Origin of the sequence: Arthrobacter sp. GAS37, from assembly GCF_044908325.1 — a bacterium.
Taxonomy (GTDB): domain Bacteria; phylum Actinomycetota; class Actinomycetes; order Actinomycetales; family Micrococcaceae; genus Arthrobacter; species Arthrobacter ramosus.
In genome coordinates, this window is the sequence record NZ_JBIYDB010000014.1 from 1 (window position 1) to 22,096 (window position 22,096).

Here is a 22,096-nt window from a genome sequence, read left to right on the forward strand (position 1 = left end):
CGGTCCAGCAGCGTGCGCCCGGCCGGGGCGGAGTACGTCAGGAACACCCCGATCTGGCAGTTCTCCACCCGCCCGGCGGTGCCCGAATACTGGCGTGCGACCCCGGCCGAGGCGCCGCCCTTCTTGAGGAACCCGGTCTCGTCGATGATCAGTATCCCGTCGGGATCGCCCAGGTGGCGGTTGACGTAGGTGAACAGGTCATCCCGCACAGCGTCCGGATCCCAGTCGGTGGTCGAGAGCAGCCGCTGCATGCCATCCGGGGTGCCGTGCCCGGCGCGCTCAGAGAGGGTCCAGGAGTTCTTGCGTTCCTCATCCGAAAGCAGCCCACGCACGTAGCCCAAAGCGTTCTCGCGGGGCTCGGAACGGGCGAATCGGTGCCCAATAAGATCGCCAATCTCCTCCAGACCCTCGGCCCACTCTTCTACTTCCGCCACACAAATATCATCACTCACCACCAACGATTAACAGGCTCCGGACCAAAAACCCGGTTAAAACGCCGACGCGGCTAAAATTAAACGCGACTGTAGTACTAGTGTTAATGGCGTGTGAACTTATTGAATAAATCAGATTTATTCAGAAACATTTGACCCGCGCTACTTTCCATGGCACGCGCGCGGTGTAAAAATGTAAGCGCTTGCGCACATATGTCCGACATGTGGCCGATGGGCTCCCAGGCCGCTGGAAACACGAGTTGCGGCCGCATTCAGCGCGCGTCAAGCTTTGAACGGTCCCGGCAAGTCGACGTGCCAGGACCGCAGGATGGGGGCTTCCTAAGAATCCCCCTCCACCCGAGACGATGGCGTTCCTGAGGACGCCATTGGCGACACGGGGACGCCGGAGTTCGGACAAGGGCTTGCGCCCATTCCCCGTAGTCCAACCTCCGCGAGAAGAGCAAGCATGAAATCTCACTCAAACTCCAACAGGCCACGCCGCCGTCTGCGGTCGGCAGCCGCTTTTGCGGCCGCTGCCAGCGTGGCTGCCACGGTCCTCATGGCATCACCGGCAGCCCAGGCAAACCTGCCTGCCGACAAGCCGGCCACCACGATGCCGGCCCCCACGCCGGGATTCCCGCTGCCGACGGTCCACACACAGGAAGCCTTTGATCCCGCAGCAAACTTCACGTCCAAATGGACGCGGGCGGATGCCAAGCAGATCATGGCCCAAAGCAACCCGAACGTGACCCCCGGCCAGAACTCCATGAGCCCTAACGTCACCATGCCTGAGATCCCCAAGGACTTCCCGGCCATGAACGACGACGTCTGGGTCTGGGACACGTGGTCCCTGACCGACCAGAACGCCAACCAGATCAGCTACAAGGGCTGGGACGTCATCTTCTCCCTCGTCGCTGACCGCCACGCGGGTTACGGCTTCGACCAGCGCCACTGGAACGCCCGCATCGGCTACTTCTTCCGCAAGACCAACGCCGACCCCGCGAAGGACAAGTGGAACTACGGCGGACACTTGTTCCTGGACAACACCTCCATCGGCAACACCGAATGGTCCGGCTCCACGCGCCTCATGCAGGGTGACCACGTCAACGTGTTCTACACCGCCACCACGTTCTACGACCGTGCAGAGCGCAACGCGGGCGGCGGCGGGATCGCTCCGGACGCAGTCATCGCCAAGGCCCTCGGCAACATCCACGCCGACAAGAACGGCGTCACCTTCGACGGCTTCCAGCACACCAAGCTGCTCGAGCCGGACGGCAAGCTGTACCAGAACAAGGCCCAGAACGCCGGCTTCGCCTTCCGCGACCCGTACACCTTCGAAGACCCGGCCCACCCGGGCCAGACCTTCATGGTCTTTGAAGGCAACACTGCCGGAAACCGCGGCGCTTACAAGTGCACGGATTCTGACCTTGGCTACCGCCCTGGTGATCCCCACGCCGAAAACACCAATACGGTCAACACCACCACTGGCTCTTGGTTCCAGACCGCGAGCGTCGGCCTGGCTGTCGCAGACAACAAGGACTTGACCCAGTGGCACTTCCTGCCGCCGATCCTGTCCGCCAACTGCGTCAACGACCAGACCGAGCGCCCACAGATCTTCATCCAGAATGAAAACGGCCAGAACAAGTACTACCTGTTCACCATCAGCCACCAGTTCACCTACGCCGATGGCATGCGTGGTCCCGACGGCGTCTACGGCTTCGTTGGGAACGGCGTCCGTTCGGACTTCCAGCCCGTGAACAACTCGGGCCTCGCGCTCGGCTCGCCGACCGACTTGAACCTCGCGGCGAACAACCCGAGCGGGAACCAGTCGGCACAGCAGAACGGTCGTCAGTTCCAGGCGTACTCGCACTACGTCCAGCCCGGCGGCTTGGTGCAGTCATTCATCGACAATGTCGACGGAGTCCGTGGAGGGTCCCTCTCCCCCACGGTAAAGATCAACTTCGCCGGTGGCGTCACGCAGGTTGACCGCAGCTTCGGCAAGAACGGCCTCGGCCCGTTCGGCTACCTCCCCACCAACGTCCGCGTCGGAGGGGAAGGCCTCTACAAGTAGGCCACCGTCAATTCCAGCCGGGCAGGCAGAGGATTTGCTGCCTGCCCGGCAAACATGGGGCGCCCGGTTCACCCCGGGCGCCCCGCGCCACAACCCAGGAAGTCCCATGCTCCACTTTCCCCAACGCCCGCTCCGGCCCGCCCGCAAGGCGGTACTCGCCGTCGTCGCCGTCGTCCTGGCAATGTTCGCGAGCTCCTGCACCCCGACGCCGGACGCCTCGCCGTCCGCGGCGAACCAGCCTTCCGCAAGCGGCACCGCCGGCGGAACGCCCGCCCCGGCTCCGTCCGAATCGGACCCGTGGCGGCCCGCCGCGCACCTGACAGCGTCGCAAAACTGGATCAACGATCCCAACGGCCTTGTCTACGAAAACGGCACCTATCACGCGTTCTACCAGCACAATCCGCACGGCAACTTCTGGGGAGACATGTCGTGGGGCCACTCCACCAGCACCGATCTGGTTCACTGGACCCAGCAGCCGGTAGCCATGGAAGGCTCTGCCAGCGAGGAGATCTTTTCCGGCGCCATCGTTCCTGACACCAAGAACGCCTCGGGCCTGGGCACCGCTGAAGATCCGCCGCTGGTAGCCCTCTACACCAGCTCATACGGCGACGGCGGGGCTCTGCCCAAGGGTAGCCGGGCCCAGTCCGTGGCCTACAGCCTGGACCATGGGACGTCCTGGACCAAGTACAAAGGCAACCCGGTGCTCAGCCTGAAGCCGGCGTCGAACAACTTCCGGGACCCCAAGATCACCTGGTACGAGCCCGGCAAATACTGGGTCATGACCACGGTGGTAGCCGATGCCCAAGTGGTGAAACTCTTCAAGTCCACGGACTTGCTGCACTGGAACTTCCTCAGCGACTTCTCGGGGGTAGGCGCCCAGGGCGGCCTCTGGGAAGTTCCCGAGCTGCTCCAGATAGACGTCGACGGCGGCAGCGGGCTGAAGAAGTGGGTCATGATCGTGAGCATCAACCCCGGAGGCATCGCGGGAGGCTCCGGCATGCAGTACTTCGTGGGCGATTTCGACGGCACCCGGTTCACGGCGGAAAACGCGGCGAAACCAGGTGACCCGCTGACAGAGTCACAGTGGCTGGATCATGGAGCGGACTTCTACGCGGCCAACACCATCAGCGCAGCTCCCGGCGGAAAGCCGGTATTGCTCGGCTGGATGGGGAATTGGGACTTTGCGCAGTCCGTACCGAGCACCCCGTGGCGCGGATCTATGGCCATCCCCCGCCAACTCACCCTCGCAGCTACGGGAAGCCGCTTCGAACTCCATTCCACCATCGCCCAGGCTGCCGCGGATGCGCTCACGAACACCAAGACCAGTGAGGTACATAGCGAAAACCTCACCGTCACTGACTCCACGGAGTCCCTCGGCGGCGACTTTGGGTCCCGAACCCAGCTGATCGAGGCCGAAATTGACGTTGCGGGCTCCGCGGACGCCGGCATTGTGCTGCGGGGTTCACCGGACGGGAAGGCAGGCCTCCGCATCTCATACAACCGCGCAACCCAGACTCTCAAAGTGGACCGCTCGGCGGCCGGAACCTCCAACTTCTCGCCGAAATTCAGCCCCTACCACCAAGCTTCCGTGCCCATGAAGGACGGCAAGGTCCGCCTTCGCATCCTCCTCGATTCCTCGTCCGTTGAGGTGTTCACGCAAGACGGATCGGTGGTCATTTCGGACATCTTCTTCCCGCAGTGGGGCAACACGGGTGCGGCCGCCTTCAGCGCGGGAGGCACCACGAGCTTCGTACTCACGAGCACGCGGATGCAACCCTGACGCCCGGGAACCCAACTGACTCGCATTAGTTGTCGTTAAGACGCCTCATAACGACAACTAATGCGAGTCAGTTGGGGTGGGGTGGCTGTACTGTGACCGTTGACATAGCGCTTGACCTCGGCATTCATTCCCTTTGACGATAGCTTTATCCCTATGACATCGAGCGATGCCGAATTTGAAAAGCTGATATCCGACGCCGGCGAATGGGCTGCCCAGGACCCGGACCCGATCACCGCGGCAGCCCTGTCCGAACTGACCGCACTCGCCTCCAGCGGCGTCGCTGCAGCCCGGCAACAGCTTGAAGACAGCTTCAGTGGAACGTTGCAGTTCGGTACCGCGGGACTGCGGGCAGCCCTCGGTCCCGGTCCCAACAGGATGAACCGCGTGGTGGTGCGGCGGGCAGCGGCAGGTTTGGCGGCCTTCCTCCAGGACGCCGTTGAGGCGGCTTCCCCCGGAACGCGGCCGCGCGCCGTCGTCGGCTATGACGCGAGGCACAACTCGGATGTCTTCGCACTAGAGTCTGCCGCCATCTTCACGGCCGCGGGAATCGACACCTTCCTGATGCCTTCGGCGCTTCCCACCCCGCTGCTGGCTTACACGGTCCGTTCCCTTGATTGCGACGGCGGCGTCATGGTCACAGCGAGCCACAACCCGCCGCAGGACAACGGTTACAAGGTGTACCTGGGAGGCCGGGCCGTGGAGGAAAGCGGCCGGGGATCCCAGATCGTGGCACCTTACGATTCGCAGATCGCCGCAAGCATTGAAGCCGTGGGCCCCTTGGCTTCCATTGAACTCGCTGAATCCGGCTGGACTGAGCTGCCCGATTCCATCACCGGCGAGTATGAGGCCGCGATGGCCGGCCTGGCCGACGTCGAAAATTTCCCGGCCCGTGAGCTGAAGATCGTCCTGACCCCCATGCATGGCGTGGGCGGTGAAACCGCGGTCTCGGTACTCAACGCGGCGGGCTTCACGGACGTCTCGCTCGTGGAAGAGCAAGCAGCACCGGATCCGGACTTTCCCACGGTCAGTTTTCCCAATCCGGAAGAACCCGGCGCGCTCGATCTGGCTTTGGCTGCCGCAGCTCGTTCCGGTGCCGACATTGTGCTGGCCAACGACCCCGACGCCGACCGCGCGGCCGTGGCGGCAAAGGACCCCGATACGGGTGCTTGGCGGATGTTGCGGGGCGACGAAGTAGGCGCCCTGCTCGGGGCACATGTCGTGGCCCGGCATGCCGCGGACGCCCGGCAAGGCGACGCGAGCCGGGGCGTTTTTGCTAACTCAATCGTCTCGTCCCGGTTGCTTTCCCGGATCGCGGCGGCGGCAGGCTTCGTCCATGAGGAAACGTTGACGGGATTCAAGTGGATTTCCCGGGTGCCGGGACTTGTGTACGGCTACGAGGAAGCCTTGGGCTACTGCGTGGCGCCCGAACTCGTCAGGGACAAGGATGGCATTTCCGCCTCCTTGCTCATCGCCGAACTAGCGGCGGCGGCCAAGGCCGAAGGAAAGACGATCTTCGACACCTTGGACGAGATCTACCTGGTGCACGGCCTGCATGCGAGTGACCAGCTCAGCATCCGGGTGGCTGACCTTGGTTTGCTGGACGCCATGATGAACCGGCTCCGGGCCGATCCGCCCGAGTCTTTTGGTGGTTCCGCCATCGAGACCTTTGTGGATTTGGCCGAGGGAAGCGAACAACTGCCGCCGACCGACGGCCTCCTCTATCTGACCAGGGACCTTAGCCGCGTCATCATCCGGCCAAGTGGCACCGAGCCAAAGCTCAAGTGCTACCTGGAGGTCATCAAGTCGGTCGGTTCCGCGGCGGAACTCGCAGAGACCCGGCTCGCCGCGCGGACGACTTTGGACCACATACTCGCCGACGTCCGTGAAGCGCTGGGACTCTGAGCTAGAGTTCGACTTCGATGAAGCCGTCAACCACGCGGGTCTTGAATGCCGGAAGCCGGAGCCCGGGGTTTGAATAGCATTCACCGGTCTGCAGGTCGTAGACCTCCTTGTGCAACGGCGAGGCGATGGTGGGGCGTGATCCCCGGGAACCGGTGATGCCGCGGGCCATGACGTTGGCCAAGGTTGCGGGGTCCTGCTGGGCGACGGCGTAGACATTTTCGGCGTCGACACGGAAGAGCGCCACCTGCACGCCGTCGATCAACGCTGCCTCGCCCCAAGCCGGTTCCAGCTCGTCCAACGGGCATACGCGGTGCCAGCCGGACGCCGTCGGCGCGCTCGTCAGTTGTTCTTCCCGTTCCAGAATGACGGTCATGTCAACCCCTCTCGCTATGCCTGCGCCCGGACAAATGCTGTCCGTTCCTTTCAGACGTCGGCCGCCAGGCGACCATACCTTCAAGGTAGGCGGGGAGTGTTTCACCGGAACGCAGCCAATGTGTCCGGTGCGTAAAAGAGACCTCACACGTCCCGACATCCAATCGTGACCCAGAAGTTAAGACCACGAAACAAAAGGGAAACTGAAGAGAAACTGCGCGTCCGTAGTCTGAAGTGACAAGTTGCGGAGCACGTTCTGCGGCGTATGCGAAAGGCCACCAGTGACCGGACCCACTTCCACCCCAGAAAACCAGCGCCGTATTGTTGTCGCCGGCGGAGGCCCAGCGGCCCACCGTTTTGCCGATGCCATGCATACCCGCGGTCTCGAGGGCTGGCACGTCACGGTCCTGAGCGAGGAAGAGCACGTTCCGTATGACAGGGTCACGCTGAGCAAGGCCCTGACCGATGTGGACTATGACCTCACCCTGGGCGACATGTCCATGTGGGAGCACGAATCCATCTCCCTGCGCACGGGCGAGCGCGTGGTCAGGATCAACCCCGAAGCCAAGTCCGTGGAGACCGCGGCCGGCAACACGTACGACTACGACCACCTGGTGGTCGCCACCGGCTCGGACGCGGCAGAGCTCCCCTTCCCCGGCGGCGAGCTCGCCCATGTCTACCGCACCCTCGACGACGTCTGGGCCATCAACAAGGCCATTACCGAACTCACGGAGAAGCTTGGCAGGACCGTCAAGACCGTGACCATCGGCGGCGGCCTCCTCGGTTTGGAAGCAGCGGCCGGCACCATGGAGTTGGGCTCGCAGGCCACCGTCATCAACGGTTCGCGCTGGCTCATGAACGCCCAGCTGGATGAGGGCGCCGGCCAGGCATTGGGCCGACTGGTCACTGCCAAGGGACTGGAAGTTCTTACGGGAACCTACCCCGCCGAAGTATTGTCCAACGACGACGGCCAGGTCACCGGCGTCCTCATGAAGGACGGCCGCATCATCCCCGCCGATATGGTCATCGCGTCCATCGGCATCCGTCCCCGCGATGAACTGTTCCGCGCCGCCCAAGACCCCACTGATGGCGAAGAAGCGCTATTCGAAATCGGCAAGAAAGGCGGCGTGGTCATCAACGACCACTGCGCCACCCCGGTCCCCGGCATTTGGGCCATCGGTGAGGTGGCGAACTTCGAGGGCATGTGCCTGGGACTCGTGGCACCGGCAAACACGATGGCCGAGATCGTGGCCGACCGCCTGCACGGCGGGCAGGCAACCTTCCCCGGCTTCGACACCGCCACCAAGCTCAAGCTCTCCGGCGTGGACGTGGCCAGCTTCGGCGACGCGTTCGCCACAACCGAGCACTCCTTGGAGATCGTCTACGCCGACCCGGCCCGGGGTGTCTACCAGAAGATCGTCACCACCGACGACGCCAAGACCCTGCTCGGCGGCATCTTCGTCGGCGACGCCACCCCCTACATGAGCCTGCGCCCCCTGCTCGGCCGCGAACTCCCCGCCGAACCCGGCGCCTATTTGACCGCCGCCGGCGGCGGGGACGCCCCGGACACCGAACTGCCCGACGACGCGATCCTGTGCTCCTGCAACAACGTCCCCGCCGGGAACATCCGCGACGCCATCAACGGCTGCGGCTCCTGCGAGGGCAACGCCCCCGTCCGGGAACTCGGCGAACTGAAGACCTGCTCCCGGGCCGGCACCCAGTGCGGCTCCTGCGTGCCGATGCTCAAGAAACTCCTCGAAGGGGAACTGACGAAGTCCGGCATCGAGGTCTCCAAGGCGTTGTGCGAGCACTTCAGCCTCTCCCGCCAGGAACTCTTCGACGCCATCCGCGTCCTGGAACTGGACTCCTTCGAGGACATCCTGGCCAAATACGGCACCGGCGCCGGCTGCGACATCTGCAAACCCACCATCGCCTCCATCCTGGCCAGCCAGAACAGCGAATACGTCCTCGGCGCCGGCCGCGGCACCCTGCAGGACACCAACGACCGCGCCTTGGCCAACATGCAAAAGGACGGCACCTACTCCGTAGTCCCGCGCATCGCCGGCGGCGAAATCACGCCGAAGGGCCTGGGCGTGATCGCCCGCGTTGCCGAGAAGTACGGTCTCTACACGAAGATCACCGGCGGGCAGCGGATCGACATGTTCGGGGCCCGCCTCGAACAACTCCCCGAGATCTGGAAAGAACTCGTCGAGGCCGGCTTCGAGTCCGGCCAGGCGTACGGCAAGAGCCTGCGCACCGTGAAATCGTGCGTGGGCTCGACCTGGTGCCGCTTCGGCGTCCAGGACTCCGTCGCCATGGCCATCAACCTGGAAATGCGCTACCGCGGCCTGCGCAGCCCGCACAAACTCAAAATGGGCGTCTCCGGCTGCGCCCGCGAATGCGCCGAAGCCCGCGGCAAGGACGTCGGCGTCATCGCCACCGACAAAGGCTGGAACCTCTACGTCGGCGGCAACGGCGGATTCCTGCCCGCCCACGCGCAACTCCTCGCCCAGGACCTGGACGACGACACCCTGATCAAATACATCGACCGCTACCTCATGTACTACATCCGCACCGCGGACCGGCTCCAGCGCACCGCCCGCTGGCAGGAAGAACTCGACGGCGGCCTCAAACACATCGAGGACGTCATCATCCACGACTCCCTCGGCATCGCCAACGACCTCGAAACCGCCATGGCGCGCCACATCGACACCTACCAGGACGAATGGGCCGAGACCCTCAAAGACCCGGAACGGCTCCGCCGCTTCCGCTCCTTCGTCAACGCCCCCGACCAGAAAGACGAAGCCATCACCTTCGTCCCCGAACGCGGCCAGATCCGCCCCGCCACCAACGAGGAAAAGGGCGGCGTCCTCATCGCCAGCACGATTCCCGTTCGCGGCCAGGTCTAAGGAGCAAGAAGCCATGCAGCTCACCATCGACCTCACAGGCCGCGACGTTCTGGTCACAGGCTCGGCCCACGCCGCACGGCAGGCCGTCCGGCGCTACGAAGCCGCCGGCGCCGTCGTCCATCGGCTCAGCGCCCCCGACGGAGCCGACGCCGACGGCCCGCTGCCCGAACGCCCCTTCCTGGTCGCGGCCGTCGACGATGGGCAGCCCGGCTGGGAACTCCTGCTCGAACGCTGCCGGAAAGCGGGGATCCCCGTCGCCAGCGAACCGCCCGCAGGCGAGTCAGGCCAGGTCACCCTGGTTGGCGGCGGTCCCGGCGCCCTCGATCTACTGACCATGGGCGCGGTCAACGCGCTGCGGGACGCCGACGTCGTCTTTTACGACCGGCTCGCCCCCTACGCTGAACTGGCGCAATTGACGTCCGCGGAAATGGTGGACGTCGGCAAGCGCCCCGGGCACCACAAAGTAGCCCAATGCGACATCGAAAAACTCATGGTCGACGCCGCCCTGGCCGGGAAGAACGTGGTGCGGCTCAAAGGCGGTGACCCCTATGTGTTCGGCCGCGGCGGCGAAGAAGTCAGCGCGTGCGTGCAGGCGGGCGTCCCCGTACGCGTCATCTCGGGCGTCACGAGCGCCATCTCGGTCCCGGCCGCCGCGGGCATTCCCGTCACGCACCGCGAGGTCAGCCACATGTTCACGGTTGTCTCGGGCCACGCACCGCTGACCGAAAAGGAGCACACGCACCTGGCCGGCCTCGGCGGGACAATCGTGGTCCTCATGGGCATCGGCACCCTCCCCCAGCTCGCCGCCGGGCTCCGCCGGGCCGGGATGGACCCCGCAATGCCCATGGCCGTTGTCGAACGCGGCTACCGCCCCGGACAACGCACTACCATCGCCGAACTCGGCACCATTGAAACCGCGGCCGCAGGCTGCACCAACCCGGCCGTCCTGGTCATTGGCGAAGTGGTCCGGGTGGCCGAAGCCAACCGCAATCACACCGAAGCCACCGCAGAGCTCAACCTACTCGCAGCTTCCCTCCTTGAAGCCTGAAAGAACACACATGACTACGTTGAATGCCCTTGATTCCATCGATGCAGGCTCGCCGTTGGCCACCCCCGTACCAACCGACGATGCGCCGCTGGACGGTTTCCGCATCGGGGTGACTTCACACAGGCGTTCACGGGACTTGATCGAGGCGCTCGAACGGCGCGGCGCTTCCGTGCTGCACGCCCCGGCTTTGAAGATCGCGCCGGTCCAGGAAGACATCACGCTCATCCAGGACACGAAAACGATCATCGCGGCCAAGCCCGATATCTGCATCGCCACCACTGCCTACGGCATGCGGCGCTGGTGCGAGGCCGCGGACTCTTTCGGCATCGGCGAGCAACTTCTCGACGTCCTGGCTGCCTGCCGCATGTTCGTGCGGGGACCAAAAGCCCGAGGTGCGGTCCGTGCGGCGGGCCTTGCCGACGTCGGGATCAGCAGTGACGAAACCACCGCCACGCTGGTGGACATGCTCCTTCAGGAAGGCGTCCGAGGGAAGACCGTCGCAGTGCAATTGCACGGCTACACCGATGTGCGCCAGTTGGAACGCCTCCGGATGTCCGGCGCGACGGTCCTCACCGTCACCCCCTACCGCTGGGTAAAGCCCGACGGCGAAGACAAGCTGCCGCGCCTGATCGAAGCCGCCTGCAGTGGAGACTTGGATGTGCTCACCTTTACGAGCGCGCCCGCGGTAGACGCCATGTGGAGCACTGCCCACGAAATGGGCATGTACCGCCAGCTGATCGAGGCCCTCAAGACCCAGGTGACCGTGGCCGCCGTCGGGCCCGTCACCGCACAGCCGCTAATCGACGCTGGGCTCGCCCCCCTCATCCCGGACCGCTACCGCATGGGTGCGCTCATCCGGCTCGTCACCGAACATCTGGCCCTGAACCATGTGCGCCGGCTCGACACTCCCGCAGGGAACATCGAGCTGCGCGGCCGCTGTTTGAAGATCAATGGTTCCGTGGTGGAGCTGGCCCCGGCTCCGCTGCTCCTGCTGCGAGCGCTTTTGGGAGCCGGGGGCGCAGTGCTGTCCCGAGAGGCGCTTTCCGATCTTCTGGAACTGCGTGGCTCGGTCCATGCCCTGGACATGACGGTGAGCCGTTTGCGGTCCTCGCTCCCGGACGGAAGGCTCGTGGAAACCGTGGTCAAACGCGGTTACCGGCTCCGCGTCTAGGTCCCTCGAGTGGCACGTGCCAAACCCGCCCCCGGCCGTCGGGCCGCGATGTCGCACCGCGGGTCCGACAGGATGTGGATCAGGCTCGACGGCGCCGGATAGCGATCGCGATCACGGCTCCGGTGAACACGAGCAGCGTGCCGAGCAGCCATAGCCCGGCCATGCTGAATCCTGTCGTGGCGAGCCCGCCGTCCCTAGTCAAAGTCGTCGTGACCACGGGGTCGGTACCGCCGTCTCGGACGGTCACAGTCAGTGATCGCGCCACTTCCACGTTGCCTGCGCGGTCTGTCGAGCGGTACGAGACCGAATGGCTTCCGGCCTTGTCGAACTTCACCCCGTCCGCGGGCGCCGCACTCCACTCCTCCTCGCCGATTCGATACTCGGTGAATGCAACGCCGGAGAGGGCGTCCTCCGCATCGAACACAAGCTTGACCGTCGTAGCCTTCGCATCGGCGACGGGCAATTGAACGGTGGTCACGGGAGCGGTCATGTCGATTGCCACACGCGCGCGTGCGATCTCCGAGATGTTGCCGGTCTTGTCGATCGCGCGCGCCTCGAGAATGTGAACGCCATCCGCCGCGAAGAGGATCTCCGCGGTGTACGGCTGCCACTCGCCGCCGTCGAGACGAGTCTCGATGCTCGGCGTCCGGGAGTCGTTGTCATCCGCGGTGGCCGAAACGGTGACCCCGGCGGTATGCCAGCCGGATGCCGGAGTCACCGGCGCCGTGTTCAACCGCACCGTTGGCGCAACCTCGTCGACGACCGACGAGCATGGAGCCTTCGGGCGGTCGGCGCTAGCCTCTCCCCAGGTTGTGGATGCGTCGGCGGTGAGCGTCACCTCGAGCGTTCCGCCCTTCTTCAACCGATCCCAGTTGGTGTAGCTCGCGCTTTGTGGAGTGCCGTTGAACGAGACTCCGTCGATGTATTGCAGTTTCGATCCATCGGCGCCGTCTGCCTTGATGGTCAGAGTCGTGTCACCGAAGTCGAGGTCCAGCCGCGGAAAGCGTGGAGCGTGCAACAGCAGATCACCAGAACCGGGAACCGAAGGATACATGCCGAGCGCAGAGAATGCGTACCAGGCCGACATGGTTCCGAGATCGTCGTTTCCGGTGACACCGTTCGGCTTGTTGGTGAAAAGCGTTTGGGCCGCCCGGTTCACCGCTGACGCCTTCGCGGGTTCCCCGTAGAAGTTATACATCCACGCAGCGTGCAGGTTCGGTTCGTTGTTCGGGTTGTACTCGATCCGGTTGTAGTCAAGCGCTCCGGTGACCCAGGATCCCCTCGCGGCACCGGCCGGATCGGTGAAGACGCGTCCAATGTCGAAGAATTTGTCGAGGCGGCTGATGGCCTGACCGACTCCGCCGATGGCCTCCGCGAGTCCGTCCGCGTCCTGCCAGGCAAGCCACTGGTATTGCCACGCCGTTCCTTCCTGGAATCCCCCGGTGTTGCCGCCCCAGCTGCCGTCGGCATTTCTCTCGCGCGGGAAGCCTGTGTATCCAGTCTCGGTCGCGGCCCGGTTCCACACGTTCTTCCAGTTGCTCGCACGAGAGGCAAGACGCACAGCCGTGGCGTTGTCGCCTAATCCCTCCGCGACGAGCGAGACGGCGCAATCGCCGACCGCGTACTCCATGGTCGCCGAACCGCCGTGGTGTTCGTCGGTGTCCATGCCCTTCTTCGGGGCCCAGCGGTTGGCGGGCACGTACCCCTTCGCGATGTAGTCGGCGATAGCGGAGCGCCCGGCGAACTGGCTCCCGGCGGGAGGCGCAGTGTCGATGTTCTCCAGCAGCGCCGCGAGCAGAAGCTTCTCATCGAGTTCGACCGCCGTGCCGGACAGGGTGTCCTCAGCGCCGAGCGTCACCCCGCCCTGCACCGCCCCGAACCGCCAGAGGTCGGCGAGGAAAGGGGAAGCCGGATCGCCCGTCATGACATTGGCCTCGTAGTTCGCGTACGCCCAGCGCGGCAGCCAGCCACCCTGCTGCTGAATCGTCAGAACGCTTCTGGCCATATCCTGCGCGCGTTCCGGCTGCAGCATGGCGAGCAGTTGGTTCTGTGAGCGGTAGGTGTCCCACAGCGAGAACCACTGGTAGTAGGTCCAGCCGTCCGCCACGTGGTTCTTGTCGTCGAAGCCGCGGTAACGGCCATCGAAGTCTGTCGAGGTGATGGGCTGGAGGAAAGCGTGGTAGAGCGCTGTGTAGAAGGTGACGTTGTCGTTGGCGGTGCCTCCGTAGGTGGTGGCTTTCCGAAGTTCGGTGTTCCACTCCGCGACCGTCGCATCCTTGACGGCGTCGAAAGGGATGATGGCCCCATTGTCATCGAGTCCCTCCTCCACGAGGTTGGCGATCGCACCGGCCATGCCCGTGAAGGAGAGCCCGGTCGAGAGCTGAACCGTGCGGTTCTCGCTGGTGTCGAAACTCACCCAGGCGCCCTTCTGCCCGGCACCGGATGGCTGAGCGGTCGACCCTGGCATGCCGCCGGTCTCATTCCAGGTTCCCGAGGACGCGAAGGGCCGGTCGAACCTCGTAGCGAACCAGGTGGTGTACTCGAAGTCCTTCCCCGAGCAGAATCCCTGCACGCGGATCTCGCTCACGACGGTGCGGTCACCGACGATCGTGATCGAGGAGTTCTTCACCTTGAGAGTTTGATTGGCCTGACCGGTGTTGAGGAACACATTGGCGTTGCCGGTCGCGGGGAAGGTGTATCGCTGCACCCCGACGCGGGTGGATGCGGTGGCTTCGACGTCGATTCCACCGGAGGAGGTGAGCCTGGTCCGGTAGTAGCCGGCGGTACCGATCTCGCCGTCATGGGTGAGGGTCGCGGCATATCGGGTGTGATCGAAGGTGCGCCCGTTGGAGGTGTCGAACGACTTGCCGGGGCCGACCTCGCCGGTCGTGGGGAGCACGGAAAGCAGACCGCCTTGTTCCCAGCATCCGGCGCCCGAGAGGTAGGAATGACCGAAACCCCGAACCGTCGTGTCATCGTATTGCCAGCCCGCGAAATGTTTGCCAGTCGGACTCACCTGGGCCATGCCGAACGGCGCCGACGCACCGGGGAAGGTGTTCCCTTCGTCCTTGGTGCCGATGAAGGTGTTGACGGATGCCGCGGGGTTGGCTATGGGTCCAGCCGCGGAGGCCGGCTGCGCCACAAGGGCCGGGCCGATCAGTCCCGCGACGAGGGCGATCGCAAGGGATGCCGCAGCGTGCGACTTCATGCGTCTGGCCCGTCTCGCCAGGATACGGATCTTCATTTGCTGTGTCCTCCTTGACATAGCCAGAAAGCGCATGGAAACGTTTCCAAGAGACGGTATCCCAGTATCCACGTAGCGTCAATCATGTTCGCGCCGGCCGTCTGACGGCCCGCCGTCGAATCCGCTCCGCACCCGCAGACAGGCGTTGTTGGCGCGATCATTAAGCGCTGACGGCAGTCGTGGCCGCCGAACAGGTTCTTCACAGCCTGCTCGGCGGCCACGGCGTCGCCTCTTTGCGGTCACGACGCTGAGGGGTGAAGTAGGAGGCGATGGCGCGAATCGCAGCGACAGACCCGTCTCACCCGACGGCTCCGACTACAAGACCAGGAACGTCATCGAACGTCGCTACTGCCAGATCAAGCTGCCGCGCCAGTCCCTCACCGCTGGGCTACGAACCGACCGGTCCCGGGTTCTTGTGGACCAAGTAGATGGCACCGGTGGTGACGTCTTCCTCGAGTGCTTCCAGGGTGCGGCCACGGGTTTCGGGGACCTGCTTGACGACGAAGACCAGGGCCAGCGCCCCGACGACGGCGAAGAGGAAAAATGTGCCGGTGATCCCGACCCCCGCGACCAGCGATGGGAAGAACAGCGAAAGGAAACCGTTCACGACCCAGAGGAAGAAGATCGAGACGCCGGTACCGAAGCCGCGCATGTGCAGCGGGAAGACTTCCGACAGGTAGACCCACACCGCGACGTTCAGGAACGTCTGCATGGACCCGACGAAGGCAACCACCAGGAAGAGGATCACGTACGGGCGGATCGGGTTGCCCACGGGCAACATCATTGAGGCGAACCCGATGAGCAGGTGGCAGCTGGTGGTCAGCGTGAGGCCAAGGATGAAGGTCTTGCGACGGTCGATCCGGTCCATCAGCGACAAGGCGATGACGCCGCCGACCACGGCAATCACGCCGGGCGCGATGTTCGCGATGAGCGCGCCGCTCTCGTTGAAGCCCGACTCGACAAGCACCGTCTGGCCGTAGTACATGATCGAGTTGATGCCGGTCAGCTGTTGGGCGACGCCCAGGCCGATGCCAACGAGCAGAATGCGGAACAGGTTCTTGTTGCTGAAGACCGCACGCCAGCCGATCTGCTGGCTCTCCTGCTCCTCCTTGGCGACATTCTCGACCTCACCGAGCTCCGCAAGCGCGCGGTCCTCGGAGCGGACGGACCTCAGCACCGCGAGGGCCTCATCGTGCCGGCCCTTCTCCACGAGCCAGCGCGGCGACTCGGGCACGCGGAGCATACCGAAGAACAGCGCGATCGCCGGCAACGCGCAGACCGCAAGCATGATGCGCCACACGCCGGGGACGTCACCCCACACGATGCCGATGATGGCGTTGACCACGAAGGCCGCCAGCTGGCCGACGACGATCATGAGCTCGTTGCGGCCCGCGAGGGAGCCGCGGATCTCATACGGGGCCATCTCCGCCAGGAACACCGGAACCACCGCCGAGGCGCCACCCACTGCGAGACCGAGCAGGACGCGGCCGACGACGAGCACCCCGAAGCTCGGTGTGAACACGCACACCAAGGTGCCAACGAAGAACAGCACCGCCAGCAGGATGATCGTCTTGCGACGCCCCCACCCGTCGGAGATCCGTCCGCCCGAGAGCGCGCCGAGCGCCGCGGCGAAGACGAGCGAGCTGGCAACGATGCCCTCGGTGAACGGCGTCAAGCCGAGTTCGGCCGTCATTGGCCTCAATGCGCCATTTATGACACCCGTGTCATAACCGAACAGCAGGCCACCGAAGGTGGCGATCAGGGCGACCAGGCCAAGGCGCTTGCGGTGCGGCCCGTTGGTCAAAGGTGGAAGCGCGACCGCGCTGCCGGCTCTACCGTGACTTTGAGTAGCAGACATCAGGACTCCTTTGTCATGTGGTGCGGGTCATACACCCGCTCTGAACACCAGACTAACGCGCGAAAGACCCAAATGTAAGGTCAAACTAACAAATGACTTAATTGAGGCTTCTTCGCCGTGGGAAGATGAGGCATGGGTCCTGACTGGCAACTCCGTCCCGCAACACAGAGCGATGTGGCTCGCGAAGTCGGCGTTTCCCGCACGCTCGTGTCCTTCGCCTTCCGAGATGCTCCCGGTGTCAGCGACGAGACCAAACAGGCCATCTTCGACGCGGCGAAACGTCTCGGCTACCGGCCCAACGCGGCCGCCGCCGATCTGGCACGCAAGCATCGCTCCGCCGTCGGGCTCTATTTGATGGACATCCACAACGAGGTCTATGCAGATATCCTCAGCGGCGTAAGGATGGCACTCCCCCAGGCCCGCAACCGCCTCATCCTCAGCGTCTCCCAGTCGATCGACGGCGTGGATCCGGGAGCCGTGGACTCGCTGATCGAGGCACGGGTGGGGATCATCATCGCCGCAACGCTGCTGGACCCGGACGAACGAGTGCGGGAACTGGCCCAAATAGTCCCCATCGTCAGCGTCGCGCGGCCGGTACCCGGCGTCGACAGCGTATATTCGGACGACGACGCCGGCGCCCGCGCCGCCACCGAACACCTCCTCAGCCTCGGACACACCCGGATCGCCCACCTGGCTGGACCGGATTATGACGGCCACACGGTCCGCCGAAGAAGCTACGAGAAGACGATGCTCGGCGCCGGCCTGGTTCCTTGGACCGTACCGGCCGATGACTTCACGCAAGATGCCGGGCAGCGTGCCGCAGCTCAACTGCTCGACGGCCAGGACCGCCCGACGGCCATCTTCACCCACAATGACCAGTTCGCCTTGGCGGCACGCGAAGCCGCCTACGCCAGGGGCCTGGCCATTCCCGGGGATCTGTCGTTGGTGGGCTATGACAATTCACGGACAGGCCGGCTCCACGGCATCGACCTGACGTCGGTCGACCTCCACGCGATGGAACTGGGAAGCGTTGCCGGAGCAGTGGCCATGGACCGGCTCAAGAATCCCGAGGCTCCCATCGCGGACGAACGCCTCACTCCCTCGCTGGTAATCCGCAACTCAACGGCGCCCGCCGCGCGGTAACTCCACATCATGGACAGATTCCCGACCCGGTGGGAACATGGCCGTACATTCGCTCTTGGTCCGGAGGAACGGCCATGAAAAACTTCGCACAGCTGCATGCGGCGATGCACAGGTCCCTCCACGGCTTGCTCCCCTCCCCGGTCCCACGCCGCCAGATCAAACTCGGCGGCCAGTATGCAATAGTGGACGGCATCAATCACGTGATGCCGCTCACTTCGAACAACTCCCCCATGCTGATGGCAGCCTTTCCCATCAACAAACGCGCCGCCGCCGGGCTGCTCCCAGGCAAGGAAATGCGACCCTTCAGCCTCGGCGGCAAAGGCCTGCTGATGGTCATGGTGGTCAACCACACGTCGACGGACATCGGCAAATACATCGAATATTCCCTGGCCATTGCCATCACCCACGGCAGCCGGCCCGCCCCGCCGTTCCTGCCGCTCATCTTCCAGAAGTCGTCCAAGCTTGGCCAGTTCGTGGTGGACCTGCCCGTCAGCACCGAAATCTCGGTCAAGGGCGGCAAGGGAATCCAGGGCATGCCCAAGCACCAGGCCAACCTCGACTTCGTCGTCACGGACGCCACCGTCTCGGCCCAGTACGACCAGGACGGAATGCTGGGCAGCTTCATCGAAATCGAACAGCCCGCTCCGGTCGGGCTCCCGGTGAGGCTCGCGGTCTCCAACTACTGCGCCTTCCGTGGAATGCTTTGGAAGTCGGACACCTATGTCGAGGGCACTGCGAACGTCGCCTACGGCAGGCAGGCCAAGGCGCGGCTCATCCTGGGCGGCGCTCCCGGCGTCGCGCCCTTGAAAACCCTCCACGTGGCACCCAAGCCAGTGTTCACCGCGTGGCTTCCCGAAGCTCGTAGCCTCCTGGACGACCACATCGAGGCGTGGTTCCTCACGGCTTCCACGGAAGCAGGTGCGGCCACCCTCCGCGGCGGAGGCACGATGGACAGCGTAGTCGGGCTTGGCCAGAGCCAAGAGTGGTTGGCGCCTCCGGACCGCTCCCGCACGGCGCACTAGCCGCGCCGGGTTTAGCGCCGGCGGCCGCATGTGACCCAGCTCATTACCGGCTGGTAACCATCAGGGAACGGGCCACCGCCAAATGGCAACAACAGGGAAACACCACCGAAAAACCCCGCGCCTACGCTGGGGACAGGCACATCCACCACAGCTCAGTTCAGCGAAGGGACCCATCATGTCCATCACCCCGTCCGCAGGCTCCATCCACCTCGTCATCGCAGGAGCCGGGCCCGCAGCCCAGGCCCTGGTCCGTCAGCTGACAGGCAGCAGCACTACTTCGCGACAGCCCGGAACGGCGGCGTTCATCGGCACCATCACGGTGCTGAGCAACCGCGACGAGTGCCCCGATGCGCTCCTGGAGCTAGCCGCCCTCCCCCAGGTCTCCGTGCGTTTCGGCCAGGCCGCGAGCTTCATCGATGTCCAGGCCCGCACGGTCACCACCACCGAGGGCCTCGAGTTCCCCTACGATCAGCTGGTGATTGCCACCGGCTCCTCCCCCATGTACCCGCCGGTCCAAGGCTCAGCACGCAGCCTCAGCTACTCAACGATCGACGACGCCGAGCAGATCGGCACCGCGGTCAAGGACATCACCCGGGTGCTGGGCCGTCGTCCCCTGGGGATTTTGGTTGGCACCGGTCCGGCAGCCGGCCAGGCGGAGGCTGTCCTGCGCGCCCGCGGAGTCCGTCCCGTCCGTACCACGTTGCGTCCAGCTGCCGTCATGCCTTCCGTCGCCGGTTCGGTCCTGCCGGCTACCGGGATCGTCTTCGAGGACGGGAGCAGCATGAACGGCGATCTTGTGGTGCTCGCCGAGGAACGACTCCCCCGCAACGGGCTCGCTGAAAGTGCAGGCCTGCAAACAGCTCCCGACGGCGGCATCAGGGTGGGGCACGACTTCGCCACTTCGGTGCCCGGCATCTGGGCGATCGGCGACGCCGCCTCCCGCGACGGCATGCGCCTCGGGCTCGTCTTTTCCTCGAATGCCGCAGCGGCACACTGCGCCGCCCGGCTTGAGGAAGACGCAAGGCTCCGCATTTCCAGTCCCACACAGTCCCCGCGTTCCGAACGCTCCGCCGCGGCCTGAGGCGGGCAAGGGGCCTGAGGCGGGCCAGGGACCTGCGGCGGGCTGGGGAGGGAGTTTCCGGGGCCCCATACCCGGCCCGCCGGCCCCTCTGAGGGAGCCGCCCCGGCAGCAGGACAGTGTGGCAAGATGGTCATTTGACGAGCCGCGACCCTTGCGGCACACCGGGCCCGCCACGGAAGGACCTCCATGAGCAACGAAGCCTCCAGCGCACTGGACAACAGTGCAAGCATCGCTTCATACATCGACCACACTCTTCTCAAGCCGGAGGCCAGCGAAGCCGAAGTGCGCCAAGTCTGTGCCGAGGCTGCCGAGTACAAGTTCAAGTCGGTATGCGTCAATCCGATTTGGGTCAAGATCGTGACGAAGGCCCTCAAGGGTTCCGGAGTCCTCACCTGCTCGGTTGTCGGCTTTCCGCTGGGCGCCACTCCCAGCGACGTCAAGGCTTTCGAAGCACGCGGTGCTGTGTTGGATGGTGCGGATGAAATCGACATGGTGATCAACATCTCCGCGGCCCGTGCCGGAGACAAAGGCGCATTGGTGGACGACATCACGACCGTAGCGGAGGCGGTCCACGCCGGTGGCGCCATCCTCAAGGTCATCATTGAGACTGCGCTGCTGAATGACGAGCAGAAGGTCCTGGCTTGCGAGGCATCGGTGGAGGCCGGGGCGGACTTCGTAAAGACCTCAACCGGTTTCAACGGTGGCGGCGCCACGGTGGAAGACGTGGCCCTCATGCGCAAGACAGTGGGCCCGGATCTCGGCGTCAAGGCCTCCGGTGGAGTACGTTCCCTGGCCGATGCACAGGCTATGATTGCTGCTGGTGCAACACGTATCGGTGCGAGCTCCGGAATTGCCATCGTCAAAGGTGAACAAGGTTCATCCGCGTACTGAGTTTCCCGGCAGCCGCCATAGTTTTTGAGCCCCCCGGGGCCGAGGAGGAAAGCATGTCCCAGAACGCCAGCCAGCCCATCGAAAAAGAGAACCCCTTGGGCCAGAGCATTCTGCTCTTTGTGATCAGCATGGTCCTGTTCCTCGGCGCCATCTACTCCCTGGCTTTCCTGACGCTGGAGAACACGTGGCCGATGGCCATCTGCCTGGTCCTCTTTGGCCTTGCCTTCTGGATCCCGCAGACCATTCTCGGCCGCTCCAACTCGGCTGGCGATAGCTAAGAAACCAACTGCAAAAGCTGTGGCCCCGGACTTTTCAGTCCGGGGCCACAGTGGTTTAAATGTGGTCCACCACTTCTGACCTCTTTTGAACCCCAAACGACGGCGACACGCCCCAAAACGGGGTGTGTCGCCGTCGTTGTCCCACCAAAGAAGGTCAGAAGTGGTGATCGAAACCAAGTAGCACCACTCGTATTGGACTGCGAAAAACGGGTAACACCACTCTTTGTTCGTTAAACACAGCCATGCCAGCATTTGGTCATCGAATGAATGGGCAGTCCAAGCAGGATTGGTAATTGCGAATTCCTTGCCACTGTCGCCTGTTCCGAGGAATACCAATTCAAAAGGAGTCTCATCATGAGTAAATTGAGCAAAAAGGGAAAAGTCTACGCGGTTGCAGCATCAATTGCCCTCGTAGCGGCTAGCGGCGGAGTAGCCTACGCCTACTGGTCCACCACAGGTAGTGGCTCTGGCTCAGCGGCCAACTCGGCTGGCGGAGGCACCGTCACCCTTCACGCAACCTTCAACGCTGGCCTGGCACCGGGCAACTCCACCGCGGTGGCTTACACCGCCGACAACTCCAGCAACACGAGCACGGTGGTGGGAGCTCTCTCAGCAACGGTAAGCACCAGCGATCCCGCCAATTGCCTCGCCTCTTGGTTCACAGTCACTGCCACGACGTCCAACTCGACGGCCGCGCCGAACTCAGTGGGCACGTCAGTGGGTAGCGGCACTTTGACCTTCGCCAATAGCGCCGTCAATCAAGACGCTTGCAAGAGCGCCACGGTTACCGTAACCGTCTCCAGCCTCTAGCTGTCCAGCTGGTGGGCCCGTCACAGGCCCACCAGCTTGCCCCTGCCCGGTCGCTGTAGAACAGATCCACGTAGAGCAAATCCAA

Annotated in this window: 16 protein-coding genes; 12 read left to right on the forward strand and 4 right to left on the reverse strand. The window is 64.3% G+C overall.

Annotation, left to right across the window (positions count from 1 at the left end):
- A partial coding sequence (locus tag ABH924_RS12900) for an IS701 family transposase (protein WP_404499338.1) occupies positions 1-434 on the reverse strand: 434 nt, incomplete at its 3' end.
- Between the two features lie 463 nt (positions 435-897).
- Here ABH924_RS12900 and ABH924_RS12905 point away from each other — a divergent pair.
- The 3 genes from ABH924_RS12905 (at position 898) to ABH924_RS12915 (ending at position 6,184) form a co-directional block, all read left to right on the forward strand.
- Positions 898-2,502 carry a glycoside hydrolase family 68 protein gene (locus ABH924_RS12905; RefSeq protein WP_404499340.1) on the forward strand — a complete coding sequence of 535 codons (1,605 nt, stop codon included), beginning with the start codon at positions 898-900 and terminating at the stop codon, positions 2,500-2,502.
- A gap of 106 nt (positions 2,503-2,608) precedes the next feature.
- Complete coding sequence (locus ABH924_RS12910) at positions 2,609-4,282, forward strand: glycoside hydrolase family 32 protein (RefSeq protein ID WP_404499342.1); 1,674 nt, start codon at positions 2,609-2,611, stop codon at positions 4,280-4,282.
- A gap of 153 nt (positions 4,283-4,435) precedes the next feature.
- Positions 4,436-6,184: a phospho-sugar mutase gene (locus ABH924_RS12915; protein ID WP_404499344.1), complete on the forward strand. Its 1,749-nt coding sequence runs from the start codon at positions 4,436-4,438 to the stop codon at positions 6,182-6,184.
- 1 nt (position 6,185) lies between these two features.
- Here the strand turns inward: ABH924_RS12915 and nirD are convergent, their stop codons facing one another.
- Positions 6,186-6,557 (reverse strand): nitrite reductase small subunit NirD, encoded by a 372-nt coding sequence (gene nirD, locus ABH924_RS12920; protein ID WP_404499346.1) that lies wholly within the window; start codon positions 6,555-6,557, stop codon positions 6,186-6,188.
- Positions 6,558-6,837: 280 nt separating this feature from the next.
- On the opposite strand from nirD, the gene nirB reads away from it, so the two are divergent.
- The 3 genes from nirB to ABH924_RS12935 are packed head-to-tail and all read left to right on the forward strand — an operon-like array spanning position 6,838 to position 11,684.
- On the forward strand, positions 6,838-9,465 hold the full coding sequence (nirB, locus tag ABH924_RS12925; RefSeq protein WP_404499348.1) for a nitrite reductase large subunit NirB: 2,628 nt from the start codon (positions 6,838-6,840) through the stop codon (positions 9,463-9,465).
- A gap of 13 nt (positions 9,466-9,478) precedes the next feature.
- The gene (gene cobA, locus ABH924_RS12930; protein ID WP_404499350.1) at positions 9,479-10,513 is read left to right on the forward strand and encodes a uroporphyrinogen-III C-methyltransferase; all 1,035 of its coding nucleotides are present in this window, start codon (positions 9,479-9,481) and stop codon (positions 10,511-10,513) included.
- 10 nt (positions 10,514-10,523) lie between these two features.
- The gene (locus ABH924_RS12935) at positions 10,524-11,684 is read left to right on the forward strand and encodes a uroporphyrinogen-III synthase (protein WP_404499352.1); all 1,161 of its coding nucleotides are present in this window, start codon (positions 10,524-10,526) and stop codon (positions 11,682-11,684) included.
- A gap of 79 nt (positions 11,685-11,763) precedes the next feature.
- Here the strand turns inward: ABH924_RS12935 and ABH924_RS12940 are convergent, their stop codons facing one another.
- Positions 11,764-14,928 carry a GH92 family glycosyl hydrolase gene (locus tag ABH924_RS12940; RefSeq protein WP_404499354.1) on the reverse strand — a complete coding sequence of 1,055 codons (3,165 nt, stop codon included), beginning with the start codon at positions 14,926-14,928 and terminating at the stop codon, positions 11,764-11,766.
- A 388-nt stretch (positions 14,929-15,316) separates the two neighbouring features.
- On the reverse strand, positions 15,317-16,786 hold the full coding sequence (locus ABH924_RS12945; protein WP_404499356.1) for a sugar porter family MFS transporter: 1,470 nt from the start codon (positions 16,784-16,786) through the stop codon (positions 15,317-15,319).
- A 132-nt stretch (positions 16,787-16,918) separates the two neighbouring features.
- Here ABH924_RS12945 and ABH924_RS12950 point away from each other — a divergent pair, with 132 nt between their 5' ends.
- The 6 genes from ABH924_RS12950 to ABH924_RS12975 all read left to right on the forward strand — a co-directional run bounded on the left by ABH924_RS12950 (position 16,919) and on the right by ABH924_RS12975 (position 22,011).
- Positions 16,919-17,929, forward strand: a complete 1,011-nt coding sequence (locus ABH924_RS12950) for a LacI family DNA-binding transcriptional regulator (protein WP_404499358.1) — start codon at positions 16,919-16,921, stop codon at positions 17,927-17,929.
- A gap of 74 nt (positions 17,930-18,003) precedes the next feature.
- A complete protein-coding gene (locus ABH924_RS12955; protein WP_404499360.1) occupies positions 18,004-18,951 on the forward strand; it encodes an acetoacetate decarboxylase family protein in 948 nt (315 codons plus the stop codon).
- 175 nt (positions 18,952-19,126) lie between these two features.
- On the forward strand, positions 19,127-20,032 hold the full coding sequence (locus ABH924_RS12960) for an FAD-dependent oxidoreductase (RefSeq protein ID WP_404499362.1): 906 nt from the start codon (positions 19,127-19,129) through the stop codon (positions 20,030-20,032).
- 186 nt (positions 20,033-20,218) lie between these two features.
- On the forward strand, positions 20,219-20,923 hold the full coding sequence (gene deoC / locus ABH924_RS12965) for a deoxyribose-phosphate aldolase (RefSeq protein WP_404499364.1): 705 nt from the start codon (positions 20,219-20,221) through the stop codon (positions 20,921-20,923).
- A 53-nt stretch (positions 20,924-20,976) separates the two neighbouring features.
- Complete coding sequence (locus ABH924_RS12970) at positions 20,977-21,201, forward strand: hypothetical protein (RefSeq protein ID WP_404499366.1); 225 nt, start codon at positions 20,977-20,979, stop codon at positions 21,199-21,201.
- A gap of 354 nt (positions 21,202-21,555) precedes the next feature.
- Positions 21,556-22,011 (forward strand): hypothetical protein, encoded by a 456-nt coding sequence (locus ABH924_RS12975; protein WP_404499368.1) that lies wholly within the window; start codon positions 21,556-21,558, stop codon positions 22,009-22,011.
- Positions 22,012-22,096: the final 85 nt, after the last annotated feature.

Coding starts and splice junctions, on each gene's coding strand:
- ABH924_RS12905 (WP_404499340.1), top strand. CDS start 898: ATGAAATCTCACTCAAACTCCAACAGGCCACGCCGCCGTCTGCGGTCG.
- ABH924_RS12910 (WP_404499342.1), top strand. CDS start 2,609: ATGCTCCACTTTCCCCAACGCCCGCTCCGGCCCGCCCGCAAGGCGGTA.
- ABH924_RS12915 (WP_404499344.1), top strand. CDS start 4,436: ATGACATCGAGCGATGCCGAATTTGAAAAGCTGATATCCGACGCCGGC.
- nirD (WP_404499346.1), bottom strand. CDS start 6,557: ATGACCGTCATTCTGGAACGGGAAGAACAACTGACGAGCGCGCCGACG.
- cobA (WP_404499350.1), top strand. CDS start 9,479: ATGCAGCTCACCATCGACCTCACAGGCCGCGACGTTCTGGTCACAGGC.
- ABH924_RS12935 (WP_404499352.1), top strand. CDS start 10,524: ATGACTACGTTGAATGCCCTTGATTCCATCGATGCAGGCTCGCCGTTG.
- ABH924_RS12940 (WP_404499354.1), bottom strand. CDS start 14,928: ATGAAGATCCGTATCCTGGCGAGACGGGCCAGACGCATGAAGTCGCAC.
- ABH924_RS12945 (WP_404499356.1), bottom strand. CDS start 16,786: ATGTCTGCTACTCAAAGTCACGGTAGAGCCGGCAGCGCGGTCGCGCTT.
- ABH924_RS12950 (WP_404499358.1), top strand. CDS start 16,919: ATGGGTCCTGACTGGCAACTCCGTCCCGCAACACAGAGCGATGTGGCT.
- ABH924_RS12955 (WP_404499360.1), top strand. CDS start 18,004: ATGAAAAACTTCGCACAGCTGCATGCGGCGATGCACAGGTCCCTCCAC.
- ABH924_RS12960 (WP_404499362.1), top strand. CDS start 19,127: ATGTCCATCACCCCGTCCGCAGGCTCCATCCACCTCGTCATCGCAGGA.
- deoC (WP_404499364.1), top strand. CDS start 20,219: ATGAGCAACGAAGCCTCCAGCGCACTGGACAACAGTGCAAGCATCGCT.
- ABH924_RS12970 (WP_404499366.1), top strand. CDS start 20,977: ATGTCCCAGAACGCCAGCCAGCCCATCGAAAAAGAGAACCCCTTGGGC.
- ABH924_RS12975 (WP_404499368.1), top strand. CDS start 21,556: ATGAGTAAATTGAGCAAAAAGGGAAAAGTCTACGCGGTTGCAGCATCA.